This window comes from Paenibacillus sp. FSL R7-0297 (assembly GCF_038009025.1).
Lineage (GTDB): Bacteria > Bacillota > Bacilli > Paenibacillales > Paenibacillaceae > Paenibacillus_AQ.
Genome location: NZ_JBBPAQ010000001.1, coordinates 2,281,740 through 2,304,363, shown reverse-complemented (window position 1 = coordinate 2,304,363; position 22,624 = coordinate 2,281,740). Strand labels below are relative to the sequence as shown.

Sequence of the window (22,624 nt, the reverse complement as noted above, 5' to 3'; positions counted from 1 at the left end):
GCTTTTTTCATTCAAACCTCAAATTAATTCATTACAGGAATGGCTCCTTTATCCTTTTAATCCCGTTAAGGTAATACCCTCCAGAAAGTAACGCTGCCCGGCCAGAAACACAATGACGCAGGGCAGAACGACGGTGGCCGAGGCCGCCATCAACAGATCCCACTGCGCGGTGTAGGTGCCCTGGAACATTTGCAGGCCCAGGGCAAGGGTGAAGAGACTGTCGCTTTTCAGGTAAATCAGCGGGCCCATGAAATCGTTCCAGGAGGCCAGGAAGCTGAATAAGGCAACCACGATGATCGCGGAACGGCTTAAGGGAAAGATGAGCCGGGTATAGATTTGCCAGTAATTCGCCCCGTCCACAAAGGCCGCTTCATCAAAATCGCGTGGAATCGTCAGATAGAATTGCCGCAGCAGGAAGATATTGAAGATTCCGCCGCCGAAATAAGCGGGTACAATCAGCGGATACAGCGTATCGTAGAAGCCCAGCGCCTGCCAGCCGAGAAAGCTCGGGATAATCGTTACCGCTGCCGGCAGCATCATGCTGGTCATCAGGATGGCAAACACCGTATCCCGGCCCTTCCACTGAATCCGTGAGAATCCGAAGGCTCCGATGCTGCTGGTAATTACGGTCCCTACAAGCACCGTAACCACGATGATCAGTGTGTTCTTGAAGAAAACATCGAACGGCAGCACCGTAAGCGCCTTATGAAAATTACTCCATTGAAACGGCTTCGGTATCCATTCGGGAGGCATGGTAAATATCTGCGATAAATTCATCAGAGAGCTCCGGATCAGCCAGACAAACGGAATGACGAACATGGCAGAGATCAGGATAAGCGCTCCGTAGCTTGCGGTAAGGGAAAGCTTCGATGGCCTCAAGCACGGTCCCCCCCTTCGTAATACACCCATGACTTCGAGGTTCTGAAGACAATAAAGGTAAAGAACAGAATAATGATGAACAAGATCCAGGCCAGCGCGGACGCATATCCCATCTCGGCATCCCGGAAGCCTGTTCTCCACAAATAAAATACATAGAAAAGACTCCGGTTGTTCGGTCCGCCCTGCGTCAGAATATAAGCTTCGTTGAAGACCTGAAAGGAGCCGATTATGGTCATGATTGTATTGAAAAAGATCGTAGGGGTGACCATAGGAACTGTCACGTGGCTCAGCTTGCGGAACCAGCCGCCTCCATCCACCTCAATCGCTTCGTAATACTGCCGGGGGATGCCGGAAAGTCCGGCGAGAAAAATAATCACCGTGCTGCCGATGCCCCATAGCGTGGTAAGAACCACTGACGGGATGACACTGCTCTCCCCATACAGCCAGTCGCTGGTCGGCAGATGCAGCCGGCTGAGCAGCGAATTGATGAGGCCCAGATCGGGATTGAGCAGCCACATCCAGATCATGGCCGAGGCCACCGCAGGAACGATGCTCGGAAGGTAGATGATCGTACGGAAGATGGCTCTTCCCTTTACATTGAGATTGAGCAGAAGCGCGATGCCGAAAGAAATAAGAATAACTGCAGGCACACGCAGCACGACGAAATAAAAGGTAATCCCCAGCGATTTATAGAACAGCTCATCCTTACCTGAGAACAGCCGCACGAAATTATCCAGACCGACAAAAGACGTCTGATCCTGGAACACATTATAGTTGGTCAGGCTGAGCACCAGGCTGGCGATCATGGGACCCAGCGTAAAAATGGCAAACCCAAGTATGGCGGGGGCGGTGAACAGCAGCCCATAGAACATTCCCTTTCGCATACCGGCCTCCAGTCTCGAATTTCGCAAGTAGAAACGGCTTTGCCGTCCTTTAGACGGACGGTACCGTTTCAGCGTGAAATAGAAGGATAATTTAAAGCGTAAGCATATAAATTCTTATATTTGCAAAAAGAACGGCGAACGAGGGTTCGGACGCCGCTCCCTGCTACTAGTTTCGCAGTTGTTTATTCCTTGATATCACGGCGTCCCTTAATTTGGGCCTGAGCCTTTACGGCGATTGAGTCCATCGCTGCCTGGGCGGTTTGCTGGCCGAGCCATACCTTATCCAGGGCGGGATTAACCAGATCCATAATATTGTTGAAATTCTTCACATAGCCGGTCGGCGTCTGGTGCCCTTTGGTCAAGATTACATCGACAATGGCTTCTTTATAGCCGGAGGGTCTGGCATCCAGATTCTCTGTCCATTTGGCCAGCAGCACCGGATCGGTGTACCAGTCCTTGGGAGAAGGCATCCAAGTTCCGGCTGTAAGCATATCAATGGAAGCTTCAGGATCGAGCAGCGCCTTCAGCAGCTCCCAGGTCTCCTGTGGATGCTTGGTGGATTTGAAGATGGAGAACATGCCGCAGACCACGGTGGTTACCGGCTCTTTCATTACAGGCATGACCCCGACGTTAAAGTTGAACTTCGACTGGGCGAGGCCTGCGCTTGCCCATTGCCCGTCCACCGTCATCGCTACCTTCTTGGTCTGGAGGGCTACATTCGTTGCCGGAATATTCTTCGACTGCACGGGTGAAGGGGATACGTGGTGCACATTCATCAGATCGGCTATTTTCTGGAGGGCTTCAACAGCTTCCGGCTGGTTAAGCGCGAAGGTCTTGCCATCCGCCGAGATGAAATCCCCGCCGTTGGAATAGATAAAGTTGCTGTATACCCCCCACCAGGTGGAGAGATTTGCGCCATATTGCTTAATTTTTTTGGGATCGAAGTCCGGGTCGGCTGCTGTTTTGCCATTGGTGTCCACAGTCAGCTTCTTGGCGACCTCGACGAATTCATCCCAGGTCCAGGCATCCGCCACATTCGACGGGGGAGGCTCTATTCCAGCTTCCTTGAAGATATCCTCATTGTAGAACAGTCCGAAGGATTCCGGCCCTGGTCCGATTCCAATTACATTGCCCGGCTCCAGTGAATAGGTAATATTGGGAACCAGCGTATCCGGACTGATATCGGCATCCGTATCGAGAAATTCCTGGAGATTATAGAATTTGCCCTGCTCCGCCATCGGAAAGGCAATCGTACCCGATTCCATCATGGCAATATCCGGAACATCATTTCCGGCGACCATTGTCGTCAGCTTGGTATCATAATCAGCGGCAATATGCTGAAGCTCAACCTTGACATTTGAATGCTTGGCCTCGAAGTTCTGGATGGCTTTTTTGTAAGGAGCCACTTCTTCCGGTGATCCCCATACAGTCATCCGCAGCGTAATGTTCTCCTTCGATCCGGCATTTCCGGAAGGCGCGGAAGTCTCAGGGCTTGCTGTACCCGACTTCGAACACGCAGACAGCACAGCGGCTAGCATCAGAATCAGAGCCAATGTAATGAAGACCGATTTTCTTGGTAGCAACATATTCCGAGCCCCTCTCGATTTCTAAGTTCAACGGGTTCATAGCTGCAGTCTATGATGCCTTTATTATAAATTACAGGATAGCGCTTACATAACCCTAATCTCTTTGGATTGGTGGACTGTGATTGGGTTTACAGCGGCAGTGTAATGGCCACCTTTGTGCCTTTTCCCGGAGTAGAGAAGATGGAGATTCCGTACTCGCCGCCATAGGTCATCTGAATGCGGTCAATGGTATTCTTAATGCCCACGGAAGATGCTTTCTGGTGCAAAATCGCATTTACAGTCGCCTGGCTCATGCCACGGCCGTTGTCGGCCACCTCGTAATGCCGGGTTCTGCCGTTAATCCAGCCGCGGATCCCGATGATGCCGCCCGATTCGGTCTGATCGAAGCCATGAAGAATCGCATTCTCCACAAAAGGCTGGAACAGCAGCCGTGGCACCTCGTATTCGAAGAGCCGCGGGTCCATATCAACCTCTACAGTAAACTTGTCCTCGAACCGGATCGACATAATATAGAAATAGTTATTCATCCAGTTCATTTCTTCGGACAAAGGAACGGCGCCCCATGTCTTCCTCGAGGTATAATGCAGCATATTGGACAGGCAGACAAGCATTTTGCTGAGCTCCTGCTGATCATTCTCAATCGCCGTCCAGTTCATCACATTCAGGGTATTGTACAGGAAATGGGGATGCATCTGCATGTTCAGCGCCTGAATCTCGGCTTCCTTTTCCTTCAGCTTGGTCTCGTAATTCTCTGTCACCAGCAGATGGATCCGGTCATTCATCCGGTTAAAGCGCTGCGTCAGAACGCCGAACTCATCATTGCTTACCACATCCACGCGGGTCTGGAAATCTCCTTCGCCCACCGATCTCATCGCGCTTAACAGCCGCTTGATCGGTTTGGTAATTTTGCCGGCAATGAAAAAAGCGAGGATAAGCGCCACTATCCCCATCACAACGGCCATGACAGTAATGGAAGCGCGGATCACCGGCACAAAGCTGCTCACCAACCCTGCCTCCGGAATCCACACGACAGACATCCAGCCGGTAACCTCCGAGCGGTCAAAGCAGACGATCACCGCTTTACCGTCCAGCGTCATTCTCCGCGCCCCGCTTTTCTCCTGCTGCAGCTCGTCCAGCCACGCCTCCTTATAGGTCTGCGCAACAGCCCCCGGCTCACTGCTGGCAACCACCTTATCATGCGGATCGAGCACCATATAGCGCGAGCTTCCCGGTATGCTGTCCTCATACAAGGATTTAAGCACCTCGGATTTGAAGCTAATGGCAAGTACAGGGCGTTCCACCCCGGCATCCATTTTCTCCAGCTTCGTATTGCTGAGATACGTGAAATCAAGCAGGCGCGCGGCCGAGAACAAATAACGGAACTCCAGATTCCCGTCCTGCAGATAAGGCTGGTTGAACATGGATACGAAATCATAGGTAGGAATCCACACCAGCTTCCCCCCTGCCTGCCGGGCCAGATCGTATATATCCGATTGAACCGGGTCTCCTTGCGGCAGCGTTTGTCCGAAGGTAAAGTAGGAGGTCCATAGCTGGTAGGCATAGATATCCTGGTTCTGGGAAAAGGTTTTGCTGAGCACTGCCGTCACCTGCCGGTCCGCTGCAAAAAGCTCCACTTGGTTCGCGGGGTCCAACTGGCTAAAAATGCGGAACAGATCCTTATCGAGAAATAAGGACATGCTGTTCTGGTCCACGATCCGCAGCTTCGTGTCCATGACTTCGTTATTTTTTTTGACAATCTCATACACATTCTTCTGCGCCTGCTCCGTGATAATCTTCAGGCTGGTCCGATAGAACAATGCCCCCAGTACGAGCAGGGGAACCGCGATCAGCAAGATGTAGCTTGCCAGCAGCCGGTAACGGAAGGTAATCTTCATGCCTCCCGTTTCCTTTGCGAAAGTACGTGCTTATACGCTTTTGGCGACATGCCATGATACTTCTTGAATACACGGCAAAAATATTTCGTATCCTGAAATCCGCATTCCAAGGAAATTTCATATACTCTGAACCGCTCCGCTGCAAGCAGCTCTTTGGCCCGCTTCATACGGACCGCCGTCACATGCTCGGAGAAGGTCTTTCCCGTCCTGCTCTTTATCAGCGTACTGAAATAGGAGGGGTTAAAGTGAAAATGCTCCGCTGCCCTTTCCAGTGTAAGGTTCTCTTTCGTATGCCCCTGTATCCAGCCGAGGCATTCCGCGATGACCACCTCACTCTTATCCTGTCTGGATAAGGACAGGGCTAGATGCGCTTCCCGGAGAGCATGGTTAAGTTTGGTCATTAATTCCTGATATGAACGGCATGAACGGATCAGCATCGTGGCCGTATCGGTCAGCATCTGCCCCGTCTTTTTGTCCAGAATATCCTGATGGTCACTCCGGATCTGCAGCAGCATCAGCGAGGCTTGCTCCTTCAGCAGCATGGGACTGGCCTGTCCGGCGTCCGCGAGCTGATAGACGGTCTCGGCGCAGACTTCCTGAACAAGGGCTGCATCGTCCATTTTCAAAGCATCGTACAGCCTGCCCCAATCGGTAGTCCCAGTCCCGGGGGTTACGATCAGCTCATCCGCAAAGAGCAGCCCCTGCCGGAAATCGTAGAAATTGTAGCTGTTGGCCGTCCTGGCTGCAAGATACGACCGCGGCGCTTCGGTAAGCAGGGAATGGCTTTGCGGCCCAATCCCGTGGACAAGCTGTCCCGCATGCGCCCACTCCGCCTCCAAAGACTGTGCGATGTAGCGGGCCTCCTCCCGCTTGCATTTGGTAAGTTCTTCCAGCGTAATCAAGGTCACGGCCGCCTGAACGCCGTCCTCCATCATCCCGCTTAAGGGAACGGTTATAGCCTCCCCCCACTCAGACCAGGCCTGCTCCAGAGAGCGGGCGAAGGAGCTGCTGTCCTGCTGCTCTCTGCTGTCCTGCTGCTCTCCGCTGTCCTGCTGCTCTCCGCTGTCCTGGCGGTGCTGCAGCTCCGAATACACAGCCACACCGCTCTCCCGCAGCCATTCATATCGATTCAGCTCCTCCAGCTCCTCCGGGGCCGCACTGCCGTTCAGCCAGGACAGTATCAACCGGCTCAGGTAGGCGGAAGAAGCCAGCTTCAGGCGTTGCTGCAGCTCTTCTTCTTCGCGGTACTGCTGCTGTTCCGCTGTCAGCTGAAGGTCAATCCGGCTTAAGACATCCACAATTTTCTCAATCTCCACCGGCTTCAGCAGGTAATCAAAAGCGCCGTGACGAACCGCCTTCTGCGCATACTCGAACAGATTGTAAGCGGATACCATTACAACCCTGGTTTTAATGCCATCTACCTTAAGCCGTTCCAGAAATTCAAGTCCATCCATGCCAGGCATGCGGATATCCGTCAATATGGCTTCCGGGCCATGGGCTTTCACCAATTCCATGGCCGACAAGCCATCCTTCGCCACCACCACCTGGTCCTCCGGCCGCAGCCGCCCAATCAGATTGACCATCCCTCTGAGATGTCTGGGCTCATCATCCACGATCAATATTCTCACTATGCTCAGCCCCCCGAATTGGTGTGAATTACATATCAGCCGCATCTTTGCCCTAATTATAAAAGCCGTTCCGGCTTATTCATAGTGCATTAATATTGGTTTGGTGGAATATTATTGGGAGCGTGCGCGGAGTCCTGGAGAGAAGCTGTTTCTAAGCTACGTTGAGAGAGGCTAACGTTCCAGATACGTAAACAGCAATCTGGTACGATGGTTTCACGTTTCTATGCCACGTTAAGAGAGGCTAACGTTCCAGACACGTAAACAGCAATCGGTACGATGGTTTCACGTTTCTATGCCACGTCAAGAGAAGCTAACGTTCCTGTATTTGCGGATTATAGTCTTTTTCATTTTCGCTTCAACGGCCCGCAGGCCCGCATTATCGTTGTCCCTGACCCTTCAAGGTACAGCAGTTGGATTTTCTCCACTTAATCATTCCGGTTTGCTTGCTTTCTCTTAAGCCCCCTAATCGAATTGGAGTCCTAAAGATGCATAAGGTACACTAATAGAGAAGGGGATGAGGACATGAAAAGTAACAAGTTGTACGATGAACAACGGATTAAAGTTGCCCAGGAAGCGATTAATGGGACGAAGCTCTCTTTCCTCGCCCGTAAATATTCAGTTTCTCCCAGCACGATTACGAACTGGGTGAAGTTCTACAAAGAACGATTTGGTGAGCAAGCGACACCTTCAGTTAACGAACGTATTGAAGATGCCAAACGTGTCCAAGAGTTAGAGACCAAAATGGACACTGCGATTAAACTGCTGGGCGAAAAGGATTTGGAGATCGAACTCCTGCGTGAACTGCTAAAAAAGACCAACCCCGCTTACAAGACAGACTTGAAATAGCCGATGAAAGCATTAAGCGGGGCTATGCGGTATCGGTGGTACTTCGGCTGGTGGGTGTGCTGGAATCGACCTACTATGCCCGCAAACAGCGTCAAAAGGAGAACACCAAATCTACGGTAAGCTTAGGGACAGCCGGAAGACCGATCCCAGCGTATTCGTTGACGAAAGACGGCCAGAAGGTCAGCGACGAGCAGATCGAAGAATGGCTTAGCGAACTCGTTGCAGGCGAGGAACACGGCTACGGTTACCGTAACTTAGCGCATGCCCTCTACATCCAGCATGACTTAATTCTGAACCACAAGAAGGCCTACCGGCTTTGTAAAAAGCTAGGGCTGCTCCAAAAGAAACCTGACAAGAAAGTGAGATATCCAAGACGGCTTGCCCAAAACCGCGTGGTTACCGGAGCCAACCAACTTTGGCAAATAGATATTAAGTACGGATACATTCATGGCTACGACCGCTTCTTTTTTATCTTTGACATGATTGATGTGTTTGACCGCTGTATTGTCGGCTACCACTTGGGTGCAAGTTGCAGTGCAAAGGAGATCTGCACGACCATTAAGCAGGCGTTGAAGGCCCGTATACAGCCTGGAGGGGCTAGGCCTATTCTTCGCTCAGACAATGGTCCTCAATTTCTCAGTCATGCTTTTGCAGAGATGTGTATGGACCCGGATGAACCTTTGATTCATGAACGGATTCCGCCTAAAACGCCGAATATGAATGCATATATTGAGTCCTTCCACAGCATTTTAGAACGAGATCTCTACAGCAAAATGTACTTTGAAACCTTTGAAGAAGCCTACGAGACTGTCACGGAGTACATTGAATTTTACAACGAACGCCGCTTTCACGGCAGTTTAAACCGATTGAGTCCTAACCAATACCATGCGGCATGGAGAGCAGGCCAAGTGGCAGAGGTAAACATCTCACTTTAAGAAACTGCAAGAACCAGAGATTTCAAGAGAATGACTCCATAATTAAGGGGCCGAACCGCTTTACAGAAATTAATTGGATTTATGACACTTAATCCTGCCTATAACCCCGCCGTCAGCGAATCCCGCTGAAATTAAGTGCCGTTTTTCCAACTAAGTCCCCGGAATCAGAGATTCTACCAACAGCAGATGGAGTTTTTCCACTTATATGTCCTACCCACTTATATGTTCTACTCATTTATATGTTCTACCCGTCAAATATCCCATTACTCTCCTCCCGCATTGGCCCCGGCATTCCCCGCATTTGTGCTGGGCGCAGAGTTGCCGCTCCCGGCCGGTGTGTTATTCTCTCCGCTGTTCGTATTCCCCGCCCCCCCGCTTCCCTCAACAGCTGTACCGTCCGTGCCAGTGCCGCTCTTCTCTGTGTTCAGTGAAGGTGCGGGAATAGCGATTCCCGGCGCGCTGCTGCCGTTCTCGCCGACAGGCTGGCCCTGATTGTCGTAATAGTACATCGGGACATCGCCGACAACCATCAGGTAGGAGACAGGAATTTCTGTATCCACGATCTGCGGCTCCATATCAAACGGAATGACGACCGCAACCTCGGTCACAATATGAATAAAGACTTCAACGAGAATCATGTTGATGCCGGCATTTTGCTGCCGCGTGTTCAGCTCCACCTTTACCGCGCCCTGCGGTTCGATTTTGATCGGAATATCCGGCCCAAATGAAGCAATCAGCGGACTGCCCAGCGCCTGGCCCAGCGGAATATGCTCCGTCTGGTTATGCAGCTCCTGCAACGTGGACTGAATGACCTCGGCCGCCTGTGAAGTAATCCGCATATGCTCCTTATAGTTGAGCATGAACCCGGATATTTTGCCGTTCTTATCTGTCTTCCAGTCAATCAGCGCCTCCGCGTTCCCCCCGTCCGCAACCTGGGAAGTAATCGCCTTGTTAATGGATTCCGTAGCGATTTGCTTCACCCGGATCTGCGCCAGATGGAGGATCGGCGGCTTCATATGCTGCTCCACATAACGCAGCCCCTGAAGCACAGCCAGAATCAGCAGCAGGCTCAGGATGATCCAGAATCTGCCCCGGCGGCGCGGCTTCCGGCCTTTCCCGGCCACGGCCTCCTGCTTCTTCCGCTCCCGGCCGCGGAACAGGCTGAATCCCCCGCTCCGGCTGGCTTTACGCCAGACACGGTAGCCCGGAGCGCCTGCTCCTGCACCGGGCGAAGCCGTCTCATAACCCGCTTCCTTCCTGTCCGGCCGGATTCCCGACCTCGAAGGCTTCGCCACGAATACACCGCCCCGGCTTGATGCCCCTGCCCCGGACCTGGACGGCTTCGCCGCGAATCTTGCTCCCGAACCCGGCGGCCGGAAGACTGCCTTCGACGGTTTGGCCTTGAACGCCGGGCTGCGTCCGGCCGGTCTCGGCAACCCGCTCCAGCTGAACCTCGGCAGCCGCAGACGGCTGAAGAGTGATGCGCCTGCCCGCCGGTTCCCCCATTTTCTGATTCTGCCCATGCCTTGCAGTCCCTCCCGACATTCCTGCGGTCAAGCCGCCCATGTACTATAGGCTATTCGGGACGAACGCAAAAAAGAAGAACATCCCTGCGGCAGAACACCGCAGAAACATTCCTCTTTGGAGAAGTAGATACGGCTTTACCGCCCTTGTATAAGGATGTTACCGTTTCAGCGAGAAATAGAAGGATAAGTTATCGTGTGAAACCTATAAATTCTTATTTTTGAACAAAAATCACCCTTACGGGTGAATTCAGCCGGAGTTTATGCGCTTATATTGATCTACTCAGACTACTTCTGGGAAGCCCCCGGGGAAATCAAGCACAATAATAATAATGCCCTCATTCCTGCTTGCCATCCACTTTCAGCGGATTCAAGGGCACTTTTGCCCCTCATTTCCTCCTACCGCCCACTTTTGGCGAATTCAGGGGCACTTTTGCCCCTCATTCCTGCTTGCCATCCACTTTCAGCGGATTCAAGGGCACTTTTGCCCCTCATTCCCGCCTGCCACCCGCTTCCGGCGGCTTCAGCGGGATTACCCATACATAATTTACCAGCCAACAAGTTGAAACGGCTTCTCCGTCCTTCTAGAGGAGGAGAAGCCGTTTCAGCATATTTTAAAGATAAACCTAATGCCCCATCCGCTTGCGCTTATCCTCCTGCAGATGCCCCCAATGACGGCGGACAAAAATAGCGATCAGAATCACCATAAACACCGCATACCACGTAAGGAATCCGTTCCATTCCTCCCGGGGGACAATCAGCGAGGAGCTGATCGTTCCAAACAGCCAGATATAAGACAGGTTTCCAAGCACCGTCCCCCAGATAAATGCAGCAGGCTTAATCGGAGAAACAGCCGACATCAGATTGATTATATTGCTCGGCACAATCGGAATCGTGCGCAGCAGCACCAGGGTCCAGATGCCATAGCGGTCCAGGTACATCTGCCATTTGTCATAACGCTTCAGCTTATATCCCCATTTCCGGTCAAACCACTCAAAGAGATAACGCCGGAACAGGAAGTAGACGAGCACCGCACCAATATTACAGGCCAGCCAGCTGACAATCATCCCGCCAATAACATTAAATACAGAGACATGAAGCACAATCAGGATCGCTAGTGGGAAAAATCCGAACAAACTTTGCAGTACCGCCAGTGGAACGGTAGCGAATAGAATGGAAGGGCCGCTCAGTCCAAGACTCTGCAGCAGCCAATCGATCCAGGCATTAATGGTCTCAGTCACGGAGTTCTCCCCTTTCCTGACTCCTTGCAGCAGCTGTCTCCTGATTTCATACTGAACATAAGGGAATCGCTCATTAACGTTTGTTTCGTGAATCTCAAGTGGAAACGGCGTTGCCGTCCTTTAAAAAGGACGGTACCGTTTCAGCGAGAAAGATAAGGAACATTTATTACGCGAAGCATATACATTCTTATCTTTTCAAGAAAAACACCCCTCTCGGGGTGTTTGTTGAATGAGTTTGCTTATGATATGTACATCTAAAGAACAGTCGTTAGCGTACAAGTTACAGAATTGTAGCCTAGTTCTTTCAATCATAGCACACATCGTTCTTCTCTGCCAAATCACTGATTAACGGAACAATCTCTACAAATTCACTCCGGTAATCCACTCATTCACCTTGGCTTCATTGTTATCGACCCAATCTTTGGCCGCTTCCTCCGGCGATTGTCCGCCTTGAATCTTGACCATAACCTGAGCCATATCGTCTGCGGTCCACTTGAATTGACTTAAGAACAGATAAACATCAGGCATATCATCCTTCAGACTTTTCCGTACCATAGTATGGATCTGTTCAGCACCGCCGTATACTTTCTTGGGGTCATCCAGATATTTCAGATCCATATTCGCGAACATCCAGTGCGGAGTCCAGCCGGTAACTACAATCGGTTCATTGTTGTCAAAAGCCTTCTGCAGCTCCTGTGCCATCGCCGCCGAAGAGCTCTCAAGCAGCGTATAATCGCTTAATCCGTACGCTTCAATTGCGGCTTCGGTAGCCGTCATAATTCCGGCCCCCGGTTCGATTCCGATAATCATGTTATCCAGCGAAGCTGCAACTTCTGCATTGTTCAGATCTTCAATGGAATTGATATCCATATATGCAGGAACGGCAAGTCCAGTCTTCGTTCCATCCAGATTCACACCGGCATCTACGATATCATTGCCGTATTTCTCCAGATAGGAAGCATGGGTACCCGGCAGCCAGGCGGCTACCATCGCATCCGCACTTCCATCAGCAATCCCTGCCCACATTGGACCGGCATCGACCTGGAGCATTTCTACCGTAACGCCAAGCTTCGATTCCAGTACTTCCTTAACCACGTTTGTGCTGGCAATTTCCGAATCCCAGGCTACATAAGCCAGCTTCACCGAAGAATTATCCTTGGACGAGCATCCGGAAATAACAACAACCATCATCAATAGCATAATCAAGCCGAGCTGGCTCAGTTTCATCGATTTAAATTTACTCATATGAATTTTAAACACTCCTCTATCCTTGTTGTTTGGGCTTGAACAGCTTCTGGGTCAGACGGTCCAGCAATATCGCAATAATAACAATGGCAATTCCCGCTTCAAAGCCAGCCCCTGTCTTGGCCTGTGATACCGCACGGTACACATAGGCTCCGACACCCTGGGCGCCGATCATAGACGAGATTACAACCATCGACAGCGATAGCATAATGGTCTGGTTAATGCCGGCCATAATCGTAGGCAGGGCAATCGGCAGCTGCAGCTTGAACAGCTTCTGTCCTGCTGTCGATCCGAACGCATCCGCAGCCTCCACAAGCTCCGGCGATACCTGCCGGATACCCAGGTTCGTTAGACGGATGGTTGGCGGGATAGCAAATATAATAGAAGCAATCACCCCGGGCACTACACCCAGAGAGAAGAACGATACCGCAGGCAGCAGATATACGAACGCCGGCATCGTCTGCATAAAGTCAAGTATAGGCGTAGCAATGTTCTGGAAGGTCTTGCTCTGTGCACAGAGCACACCCAGCGGAACCCCGATAATTACAGCCAGCAAGGAAGCCGTCAGCACAAGGGCCAGCGACTGCATTGAGGGGTCCCATAATCCGAGATTATCAATCAGCAGCAGCCCGATCACTGCGAACAATGCCATCCGCCATTTGCCGATCCAATAAGCCAAAGCGGCGATAAGTATGGTCAGCACAATCGCGGGCAGGAATGTTAGCGCCGCATCAATGCCGCTTACCATTCCGCCGATCACAGCATGAATGAGATCGAAGAAGGGGCCGAAATAAGTCGTCAGCCAGTCTTCGAGCCATTCTACGCCCTTTCCGAGCGGTATTTTGGGTAAATTCATAAACCAAGTCCTCCTTCCGGAACCGCATTACCGGCAAGTGCGGACAGCACGGCTCCCTTGATGACAATGCCCTTCAGCTTGTCACCCTCGTCTACTACCGCAACCGGCAGATGCGTCTCCGACATCATCTCGAACAGGTCATTCAGCAGGGTATCCGGCCGTACACGGGGAATCTCCCGCTGCATGACTTCCAGAATGCTGCGGTTCTCTTTCAGTGCCTGTGCCGCATTCTCCGCTGTAATTACACCTTGGAGCTTCATTTCATTATCTGCCACATACAGGCTGGATACTCCGCTGTCCCGCATAAGCTGCAGGGCTACCCGGGGTCCGCGTTCCGGACGGATCATCTCCGGCTGGCGCATGACATGAGCGGCGGTCAGCACCTTAGACAAGTCGACGTCCTCAACGAATCGTTCTACATATTTATTTGCAGGCTGAATGAGGATTTCTTCCGGCGAACCGATCTGGACAATGACGCCGTCCTTCATCAGTGCAATCCGGTCACCGATCCGCAGCGCCTCATCGAGATCATGCGTGATGAATACAATGGTCTTCTTCACCCGGGCCTGCAGCTCCAGCAGCTCCTGCTGCATATCCTTGCGGATCAGCGGATCAAGCGCACTGAAGGCCTCATCCATCAGCAGAATATCCGGATCATTGGCCAGCCCTCTGGCCAGACCGACACGCTGCTGCATGCCGCCGCTCAGTTGATCCGGGCGGTGATGCTCCCAGCCCTTAAGGCCGACCAGCTCAAGTGCTTCCATGGCAAGACGGGTTCGCTTGCTTTTCTCCACACCTTGCACTTCCAGTCCGTATTCCGCATTGGCCAGCACACTACGGTGCGGGAACAACGCGAACTTTTGAAAGACCATGCCGATATTCTTGCGACGGAACTCTCTTAGCTGCTCCGGATTCATCTGGACAACGTCCTTGCCCTTGAACAATACTTGGCCCCCAGTGGGCTCAATCAGCCGGTTCAATAACCGGACGAGCGTGGACTTACCGCTGCCCGACAATCCCATAATGACAAATATTTCTCCTTCTTCAATGCTGAATTCGGCTTTGTTCACGCCAACCGTCAGCTTGGCTTCCCGGGCAATCTTCTCTTTGGACCAGCCTTGTTCTAATAATGGAAGTGCCCGTACCGCATCATGACCGAATACTTTGGTAAGCTGTTTCACCTCTATAATTGCCATGGTGACCTCCTTCTCTCCCCTTAATATTTCAGGTTAGTTCTCCTGACCTAGTGTAACGGACTTGTGAAAAGAGACGCAAAGCGCATATTCGCTTAAAATTTAGTGTACAGTTTTAACTTTACGAACTTTACGTATAGAATACTCTGTTTAACGCCATATTCCGCTCCAGATGAATTCTTTACTTATAGCAGCGGATTTGATTACAATACATTGGAGAGGTTTGTTGCCTGTCAGCCTATTCCTCAGGAGGGACATCATGAATGATTTAGAGGGGCTTCTGCCCGAACAAATAGAGCGAATCAGCAAAGTCCGGGAGCGGGTCATCGATTCCATCGGTAAAAATATGGATTTGTACGGGATTACCCTGTCCATTGGACATTTATACGGCTACATGTATTTCAATCAGGGTCCGGTTACACTGGACGAACTGAGCAGCACTATGGGGATGAGCAAGACTTCGATGAGTACCGGCGTGCGCACGCTGCTGGATCTGAAGATGATCGATAAAGTCTGGGGAAAAGGCACCCGCAAGGATCTGTTCGAGGTGGTCCCGGACTGGCATCAGAACTTCAGCGACTACTTCTCCATTAAATGGAGAAAAGCAGTCGAGGGTAATATGACTGCACTTAACAAATCATTGTCCGAGATCCAGCAGATGAAGCAAGAATATGCGGACGAGCCTGACATCCTGCGCCTGCTTTTGACCGATGAGGCCAAAATTGAGGAAGCGATCAAATATTACCGCTGGCTGCTGAAGCTGATCGAAGCGCTGGAGACCGGCAAGATTTTTGAATTAATCCCTAAAGAATAATATCAGCCATATACGTTAATCCTATTCCGCACAAATGAAAACGGCCGCGATCCTTATATTCAAGGATCGCGGCCGTTTATCATTGTCTGTTAATGTACCGTTACGGAATCTCCACCAGGCTGACATCATCGATATAAATATGGTTGCCTGCCTGGATAGCCGTGTTGGTCTCTGTGCTATTTCCGTCAATGAGCCCCATAAGGAATACCAGATGTGCACCCGCATCGGTGCTGTCATTCATAGTGAAGGTGTAGCTGAAGGGCTGCATTTCTCCCGTTAACGCTACAGCGGTTGCCGGCAGATATTTCGTGTAATCTCCACCGAAATGTTCAAGCGCCACTTCAATCAGACGGTTCACATCCGAGCGGACCTTGAAGCTCAAGGTGTAGCTCTTGCCCTGCACCAGCTTCAGATCCCTGTAATCGGCCTGGGCGGCGTAGTTCGCTGATCCTGTGAAGTTCAGCAAGACTTCCAGCTCTCCGTCCCTGACTGCGGCATTTCCTGCACCTTCAAAGTACTGGGTCCAGCCCTTCATGCCTTCAGCATCGAAGGTCCCGTTATCCAGCGTGCCGCTGGCGGGTTCAATGACCGGACCGCCTGTAACCTCCCGGACCGCAATGTCGTCCAGAGAGATCGTATGCGCTGTGCTGTTGGCCGTTCCGTCTTCGCCCAGCGTTTTGCCGATCAGATAGTTCAGCTTCAGCGGATTGTTGTTGGTAACCGTGAACTGTGCACTGTAGGTCGCCCAGGTTGCCGTGACATCGAACTTCCCTTGGGCTGGCTGGGCAGAGGTGCCGCTATACTCCACGATCATCTGCCGCGGAACCGTAGATTTGGCTTTGAAGCTCAGTTCATAGGTTTTGCCTGCTTCAAGCCGGATATCCTCCTGATAGAGCTGCGTATGCCAGACTTCTGATCCGGCAGCGTTAATCTGCACATCCGCTATACCGCCAGCCACTTGAAAGGACGACATGCCCTTGTCCGGGGACCAGGTTGACCAGCCTGCATCGCCTGCGCCGAATGAACCGTTGAATACCAGATTATCGCCGCTTGCCAGAATGTACTGGACCACCGACGCTGCGACATATCCATCGGCTTCTACAGAGATGATGTAGCGGTCCTCTGCCGGAAAAACCGCCGCATCGATCCGAAGGGTGCCGGATTGAACCGCGTACTGCTCCTTCCCGAGCATTGTTCCGTTTACCTTCACTGCCTTAATCTTACTTGACCAATCCTCTTTCTCTGCAAAGGTAAGCTCAACCGGCTGCAGCACCCGGTTATTGGTGCTGTCCGCAACCAGCTCCTGCGGCTTGGCCGGAGCATCCTTAACCTCGAATTTCACGTTGTTGATCATAATATCATGAGCCTGCGCAATGCTTACACCCTCCACTTTGCCGAGCAGGAACTTCAGCGACAATGTATCCTTGGTCAGTTGCGTAAATTCCAGTGCGTAATGCTTCTTTTCCGGTGACAGCTTCACAATCTTGCTATGCGAAGGGGAATTTTGTCCATTCTCTGCCCTTACGCTGATCTCGCGGGCTACACTGGAACGGGCATCAAATTCGATGATATATTTCATTCCGGCAGCAGCCTTCAGGCCATTCTGGAACAGCATGACCGAATAGGCCTGATTGCCGGTATTCGTAATGCTGAATTTCGCTACTCCGTCTGCAACCGCCGCGGTACTCTGGCCGCCGTCTTCCGCAAGCAACCGCTCCCAGCCATTAAAACCATTGCTGAAATCGCCGTTCTTAAGCGGGAAGTAGTCAATGTCGGGATCGTAATAGAAACTCGTGCGCAGCAGCAGGAACTGATCCAGCACCACGGTTCCGGCATCGCTGCCAAGCCGCAGCACGAACTGGCCCAGATGATCCGTTGCTCCCGCGAGATCAGTGAACACGGCTTCGACCTTGTGCTTGCCTGCAATAAGCTGCACCGGCTGTGAAGCATATACTGAGCCGTCATGGCCCCGCAATTCAACTGTGGCCGTCCGGGCGGAGGAGCTGTCGGCCTCGAAGGTCAGCTTGTAATCATGCCCCTGCACCAGGAAGATTCCTTTCTGCAGCAGGGTAACATCGGCCTCCGCGCCTCCGTTGCCTGCAATCTCCAGCTTCAGCCGGCTATCCTTAACAACCGGGCTGACCTCTGCACCTCCCGTACCTTCGATATGCCAATAGCTGCGTCCGTTCACTTCGCCCAGATCAAAGCTGCCGTTGTAGAGATGGTTGCCGCTGCCCAGCGGCGTTTTGGCACTGTCATGATCGAACGGAATATGATCAATCTCTTCGAGCCGGGCATTGCCGAGCCATACCGGTGAAGCATTGGTGCCCATATTGAACTCGATCCGCGCTGCGTTATCCGAGCTCTCCTTCATTTGGAACATCGTCTCGAAATGCTGAATCTCCGGTGTCAGATCAGCTTTGAACGCCGGTGAATACGCCGGGAATCCCCGCGGCGCCCCGCCTGTCAGCCGGACGCTTATATCACGCGCCGTATCCGTCTTGGCATCGAAGCTCAGCTTGTAGTATCTTCCCTTCGCCAGGGAGACAATGGCCTGCGGCTGGATGGAGTAGGTATTGCCCCCGGGCTTGCTGATGTTTACCTTAAGGAAATTCTGCCCGCCTATCGGCTCAACCGATAGAGCTGCATCCGCTCCTTCATCCTTGTACAATACCCAGTGCGCTGTATTCGGAATGCCCATTCCGGCATCGCCATCCACTTGTTCGGTGAAGCCGTTGTTATGAATGAAGTTGCCGTCCTCAAGCGGCAGCTTAGCTCCCTCCAGATAAGGCTCCTTCTCAAACTCAACCGGTACCGGTTCCCGGTACTCGCGCCCGGTCAGCTCGTATATTCGTACATAGTCAATTTCCATGGAACTCGGAAATACAGTATCTTCCGTAGGGTTACCGTCAAAATTGCCGCCTACCGCCAGGTTCATCAGAAGGTGGAATCTCTGGTTGAACGGTGCCGGATACGCATTCATTGCCGGCTGGCCGCTGCTCTTGCTGTACCAGTCATTCTTCGTGGAGTATAATACGCCATCCACATACCAGCGGATTTCCCCAGGCTCCCACTCGATCGAGTAGGTGTGATAATCTTCAATCGTGGAATTGCCCGGCAGCACATATTCCTTGCCGGAATAGACATTATCCGGCCACTGGGAACCATAGTGAATGGTTCCGGCAACCACATTCGGCCGGCTGCCCCAGCCTTCCATAATATCCAGTTCTCCGGAGGCAGCCCAATTGCCGTAGGTGTAATCTTCCGGCAGCATCCAGATCGCCGGCCAGAGCCCCTTGCCTGTTGGCGCCTTCGCCCGGATCTCGAATTTTCCGTACATTTTGCTGTATAGTCCGTTTGTCTTGATTCGGGTGGAAGTGTATGGCTTGCCGCCCACGGCTTCCTTGCGCGCGGTGATGATCAGCTTACCATCCTCCTCCTTCACATTCTTCCCGTCATTGGTGTAATACTCCAGCTCATTGTTACCCCAGCCGGGATTGCCGACGGTGGTTCCGTCTCCAAGGTCATAGGTCCATTTGGCCGGATCAATGACATTATCATCGAATTCATCATTCCACACGAGACTCCACGGATCGCTGGTCGGTGCCGGAGTTGGTGTGACTTCCGGTGCCGGCGTCACAGCCGGTGTAGCCGTAGCGGCAGTCTCTCCGCCGCTGGCGGCAGCAGGAGGCTGGCTGGCCTGCGGTGCAGCCGGATTCAGATTCGTGCTGCTGCCCTGCTTGAGGGCAAATCCGCCTACAGTAACATCATCCGCCTGATTCAGTACGGTACCGAAGCTGCCGCTGCCCGTGAGTGCCAAGCCTTTAGCCCCGGCTTTAATGAGCAACTCGGCCACCTGCGCTTTGTCCATCAGCACAATTGTACCGGAGGCCCCCCATACCAGCTTAGTGAGCTTGCCGGAGATGTTCAGTGCAATGCGGCTTCCTGCAGGATCTGCGGTGGACACCACTCCATAATTCCCTTTAAGGGTGACCGTCTTCTCCCCGGCTGACAATTCAACATTGGTGAATCCTTCTCCGGTGAGATTGCCTTCTTCAAGGACGCCACCAGAGTTCAGCTGTACGGTTCCCGCTGTTGTAGTCCCGCTGGCAACAATGCGGACTGTGCCGCGGGGCTTCGCAACCTGAATAGTGCCGAGGCTGCTGTCCGCAAGGGTCACGCTGTGTTCACCGCCTCCGCGGATATAGGTTGTGCCTTTAACCTGCACACCTTGAATCCGGATATCGCCTTCTCCGATACCCTCGGTAAGATAGAGATTGCCTTCAATTACGCTTTCCTTGAGCGTAGCTCCTTCATGGTTCAGCACCACATTCCCCTGTACCGTTCCCAGCTTCACTTCCCCGCCGGAGGACTGGAGCTCCTGCACCAGCGTATCGGCCATCTTGGCCAGCTCGGCGCGGGTAATGTTTCCGTCCGGCTTGAACAAGCCTCCCGGATAGCCCTGAATATAGCCGGCTGCAGTTAATGCATCCGCTGCTGAAATGACCTCGCTTCCTGCCCCGGCCAGATCGCTATACACCGACCCTGCATGATTGACAGTCTCCAGCCGGAAAATCCTCTGCAGCGCCACAACCGCTTCCCCGCGCTTCAGCTTAGCCGCAGGCTGGATATGGTTATCTGCTCCTGCATTTAGATAACCTGCCGCTACCGCCTTGGCGATATCGTTCTTGTACCAGGCTCCCGCAGGTATATCCTCCGGGAGTGCGGCTGCCGCTTCCTTGTAGCCAAATATGCGGTTGATGATGGCCGCGAATTCTGCCCGCGTCACCTGATGATCCGGCCGGAAGCTGCCGTCCCCGTAACCGGAGATCACACCACTGCGGCTCCAGCGCTGTATGGCATCCGCCGCCCAATTGTCCGTGCTCACATCAGTAAACGCTTTCATATCAGCGGCAGCCAAATTTCCGTTCTGCACCGCAGCTGTTGCATTCCCCGCAGCTGCCAGCTTACTCTTCACAGGCAAGGCGCCTGCCGCTCCGCCTCCCAGCGGTGACAAAAGACCGGTAATGATCACAGCGGCCGCTAACACCGCAGATACATTTCTTTTCATATCCTTTAGGCCTCCTCTAGTTTCCAGTCTCACCCGTTCACAATTGCATGGCCGGGTATTTCTCAGCTGTAATCGAAATCGGTTTCGATAATATCTATACTTATCCCTTGAGCGCAATAAACCTTTGACTTGTTTCGGCAAGTTGAATAGACTCTAGAAAGAACTATTGCTTAGCAGCAGCCGAGTGTCCGATGAACGGCCCTATAGCCTGAGAAACCCTGGCATACCCGTCTTTTGGCCCTGTTACAACTATTAAACGGGGGTGACTTTAGCATGCAGATGAATATCAAAAAAATTGCCGAAATGGCCGGGGTCTCTGTATCCACGGTTTCGAAAATAATGAATAATTACAGCGATGTTTCCGAAAAAACGAAGCAAAGAGTGCTGGAGATTATCGAACAAACCGGATATACCCCCTCAAGCTCCGCTAAGACACTGGCTACCAAGAAGTCCAATCTGATCGGGGTTATTTTTGCCGGTGAGCTGAATGTGGAGTTTACCCATCCTTTTTTTGTAGAGGTACTGAATTCCTTCAAGAAGCAGATGGGCGTGCTGGGTTACGACCTGATCTTCTTTTCCAATGAGAAATTCATCAGCAGCGGCGATTATTTCTCGCGTTGCCTGCATTTCCATGTGGATGGCTGCGTCATTATCTCCGGACAACAGATGGAGCCTGCCATACAGGATCTGGATAGGAGCAATATTCCCTGCATCGGCGTTGACCTGGAGCTGACTGGCAAGAAATCCGGCTATGTGATGTCAGATAATTACCAGATTGCCTCCAAAGTGGTGGAGCACTTCTATCTGCTCGGCCACAGGGAGCTCGGCTTCATCGGCAGTACGGCCGATTCGGATATCTCCAACCGCCGGGAAGCGGGCTATGTCAAAGCCATTGCCGGTTTCGGTCTGACGATGAATCCCAATTGGTTCGTGCATGGTGACGATTTCTTCGAGCCCAGCGGCTACACGGCCATGAAGCAGCTGATCCAGACCGGCAGTCTGCCGCAAGCCATCTTCGCCGCCTCCGATCTGCTCGCCCTTGGAGCGGTCCGCGCCTTGAAGGAGCATGGCCTCCGTGTACCGGAGGATGTCGCCATCATCGGCTGTGATGATATCGAGGCCTGCCAGTATACCAGTCCGACACTGACTACAATCCGCCAGAACAAGGAACGGCTGGGTGTACTCGCGGCCCATATGCTGTTCGATCTCATTAACAATCAGTCGGAAGGCGGCTCCTTCGTGGTTGAGCCGGCGCTGATCATCCGTGAATCCTGCGGAAGCGGGTTGAACCGCTGAGCTGCGCCTTCTTCCGGGTGCAGATTACTACCTCCCCTCTGTTTCTTCATTCCGCTTACCTGAAGCATACTGAAACCGCTTTCGATACTATAATCTCTCATTTGATGGGATGGTTCAAGGTACCGTTTTTCTGGTTATGGGGACCATTTTTCGGCTTGGTCCCCATTATTTGTGTTTAAAAGAGAGCAGGCCGGACCAAGTTGCAGAGATGGTCAATACCGGTGAGGTGGAGATGGAAGAGCTTGTAGAGTTAGCGCCGTTTGAAAAAGCAAGCGCTCTGCATAAGGTTACAGAACGAGTAGACAGCAGCAGCCTTACCTTAGAGGTGATCATGCGGCTGGCTCCGTTCCTTGGAACAGGTATACTGGATGAACTGGTTCATCAAGATGAAGGCAGCGTGAGCTGGAATTCCGTTCAAGGGCTGGCACCCTTTATTAGCAGAGAAACGACGTTAAGCCGCTTGGTAGACCGGGCTACAGATGGTACCATCGATGCGAATCGGATCATAAGCCTCGCAGCTTTTTTGGACAGGGAGAATCTCGAGAAGTTGATTATTGGAGTCGAAGCTGAGCAGCTTAGCCCAGATCTGCTGGCAAGCCTTGCTCCTTTTGTCGATCAAGGGACATTGAGCAGAATGGTGACAATCTTATTGAATAAAGTAAAGTAGACACGTATAGCGGAGACCGGAGAATGGTGATGCCTCCCTGCAGAGCCTTATTTTTTCATGAACTT

At 52.2% G+C, this 22,624-nt stretch carries 16 protein-coding genes; 5 read left to right on the top strand and 11 right to left on the bottom strand.

The genetic code is table 11. The annotated features are described in order from the left end of the window. Window positions 1-48 precede the first annotated feature (48 nt). The 5 genes from MKZ24_RS10170 to MKZ24_RS10150 all read right to left on the bottom strand — a co-directional run bounded on the left by MKZ24_RS10170 (window position 49) and on the right by MKZ24_RS10150 (window position 6,872). Window positions 49-879, bottom strand: a complete 831-nt coding sequence (locus MKZ24_RS10170; RefSeq protein ID WP_442950495.1) for a carbohydrate ABC transporter permease — start codon at window positions 877-879, stop codon at window positions 49-51. Then, window positions 876-1,763, bottom strand: a complete 888-nt coding sequence (locus tag MKZ24_RS10165; protein WP_042239518.1) for a carbohydrate ABC transporter permease — start codon at window positions 1,761-1,763, stop codon at window positions 876-878. Before MKZ24_RS10165 ends, MKZ24_RS10170 begins: the two co-directional genes overlap by 4 nt. Window positions 1,764-1,945: 182 nt before the next feature. Then, window positions 1,946-3,349 (bottom strand): ABC transporter substrate-binding protein, encoded by a 1,404-nt coding sequence (locus MKZ24_RS10160; RefSeq protein ID WP_052416725.1) that lies wholly within the window; start codon window positions 3,347-3,349, stop codon window positions 1,946-1,948. A 128-nt stretch (window positions 3,350-3,477) separates the two neighbouring features. Beyond that, window positions 3,478-5,244 carry a sensor histidine kinase gene (locus tag MKZ24_RS10155; RefSeq protein WP_042239520.1) on the bottom strand — a complete coding sequence of 589 codons (1,767 nt, stop codon included), beginning with the start codon at window positions 5,242-5,244 and terminating at the stop codon, window positions 3,478-3,480. Next, window positions 5,241-6,872 (bottom strand): response regulator, encoded by a 1,632-nt coding sequence (locus tag MKZ24_RS10150; protein ID WP_340782601.1) that lies wholly within the window; start codon window positions 6,870-6,872, stop codon window positions 5,241-5,243. Before MKZ24_RS10150 ends, MKZ24_RS10155 begins: the two co-directional genes overlap by 4 nt. 522 nt (window positions 6,873-7,394) lie before the next feature. Here MKZ24_RS10150 and MKZ24_RS10145 point away from each other — a divergent pair. Both MKZ24_RS10145 and MKZ24_RS10140 read left to right on the top strand, forming a co-directional pair. Then, entirely contained in the window at window positions 7,395-7,718 is a 324-nt protein-coding gene (locus tag MKZ24_RS10145) for a transposase (RefSeq protein WP_042236251.1), read from the top strand. Window positions 7,719-7,753: 35 nt separating this feature from the next. After that, on the top strand, window positions 7,754-8,653 hold the full coding sequence (locus MKZ24_RS10140; protein WP_052416376.1) for an IS3 family transposase: 900 nt from the start codon (window positions 7,754-7,756) through the stop codon (window positions 8,651-8,653). A gap of 263 nt (window positions 8,654-8,916) precedes the next feature. Here MKZ24_RS10140 and yunB read toward each other — a convergent pair whose 3' ends face one another. From yunB to MKZ24_RS10115, 5 genes are all read right to left on the bottom strand, one after another. Next, window positions 8,917-10,176, bottom strand: a complete 1,260-nt coding sequence (gene yunB / locus MKZ24_RS10135) for a sporulation protein YunB (protein WP_081956692.1) — start codon at window positions 10,174-10,176, stop codon at window positions 8,917-8,919. Between the two features lie 626 nt (window positions 10,177-10,802). Beyond that, window positions 10,803-11,417, bottom strand: coding sequence for a TVP38/TMEM64 family protein (locus tag MKZ24_RS10130; RefSeq protein WP_042220053.1), 615 nt, complete (start codon window positions 11,415-11,417; stop codon window positions 10,803-10,805). A gap of 360 nt (window positions 11,418-11,777) precedes the next feature. Next, window positions 11,778-12,662 carry a glycine betaine ABC transporter substrate-binding protein gene (locus tag MKZ24_RS10125; RefSeq protein ID WP_231637725.1) on the bottom strand — a complete coding sequence of 295 codons (885 nt, stop codon included), beginning with the start codon at window positions 12,660-12,662 and terminating at the stop codon, window positions 11,778-11,780. A 19-nt stretch (window positions 12,663-12,681) separates the two neighbouring features. Further along, window positions 12,682-13,518 (bottom strand): ABC transporter permease, encoded by an 837-nt coding sequence (locus MKZ24_RS10120; protein ID WP_039305343.1) that lies wholly within the window; start codon window positions 13,516-13,518, stop codon window positions 12,682-12,684. Further along, window positions 13,515-14,714, bottom strand: a complete 1,200-nt coding sequence (locus MKZ24_RS10115; protein ID WP_042239526.1) for a quaternary amine ABC transporter ATP-binding protein — start codon at window positions 14,712-14,714, stop codon at window positions 13,515-13,517. Before MKZ24_RS10115 ends, MKZ24_RS10120 begins: the two co-directional genes overlap by 4 nt. A gap of 256 nt (window positions 14,715-14,970) precedes the next feature. Between MKZ24_RS10115 and MKZ24_RS10110 the strand changes: the two genes are divergently transcribed. Beyond that, window positions 14,971-15,525 (top strand): GbsR/MarR family transcriptional regulator, encoded by a 555-nt coding sequence (locus MKZ24_RS10110; RefSeq protein ID WP_042239527.1) that lies wholly within the window; start codon window positions 14,971-14,973, stop codon window positions 15,523-15,525. Between the two features lie 100 nt (window positions 15,526-15,625). Here MKZ24_RS10110 and MKZ24_RS10105 read toward each other — a convergent pair whose 3' ends face one another. Continuing rightward, window positions 15,626-20,596, bottom strand: a complete 4,971-nt coding sequence (locus tag MKZ24_RS10105) for a carbohydrate binding domain-containing protein (protein WP_340782578.1) — start codon at window positions 20,594-20,596, stop codon at window positions 15,626-15,628. A 279-nt stretch (window positions 20,597-20,875) separates the two neighbouring features. On the opposite strand from MKZ24_RS10105, the gene MKZ24_RS10100 reads away from it, so the two are divergent. Both MKZ24_RS10100 and MKZ24_RS10095 read left to right on the top strand, forming a co-directional pair. Beyond that, window positions 20,876-21,892, top strand: coding sequence for a LacI family DNA-binding transcriptional regulator (locus MKZ24_RS10100; protein WP_042243464.1), 1,017 nt, complete (start codon window positions 20,876-20,878; stop codon window positions 21,890-21,892). Between the two features lie 232 nt (window positions 21,893-22,124). Then, a complete protein-coding gene (locus tag MKZ24_RS10095) occupies window positions 22,125-22,559 on the top strand; it encodes a hypothetical protein (RefSeq protein WP_340782577.1) in 435 nt (144 codons plus the stop codon). Window positions 22,560-22,624 lie beyond the last annotated feature (65 nt).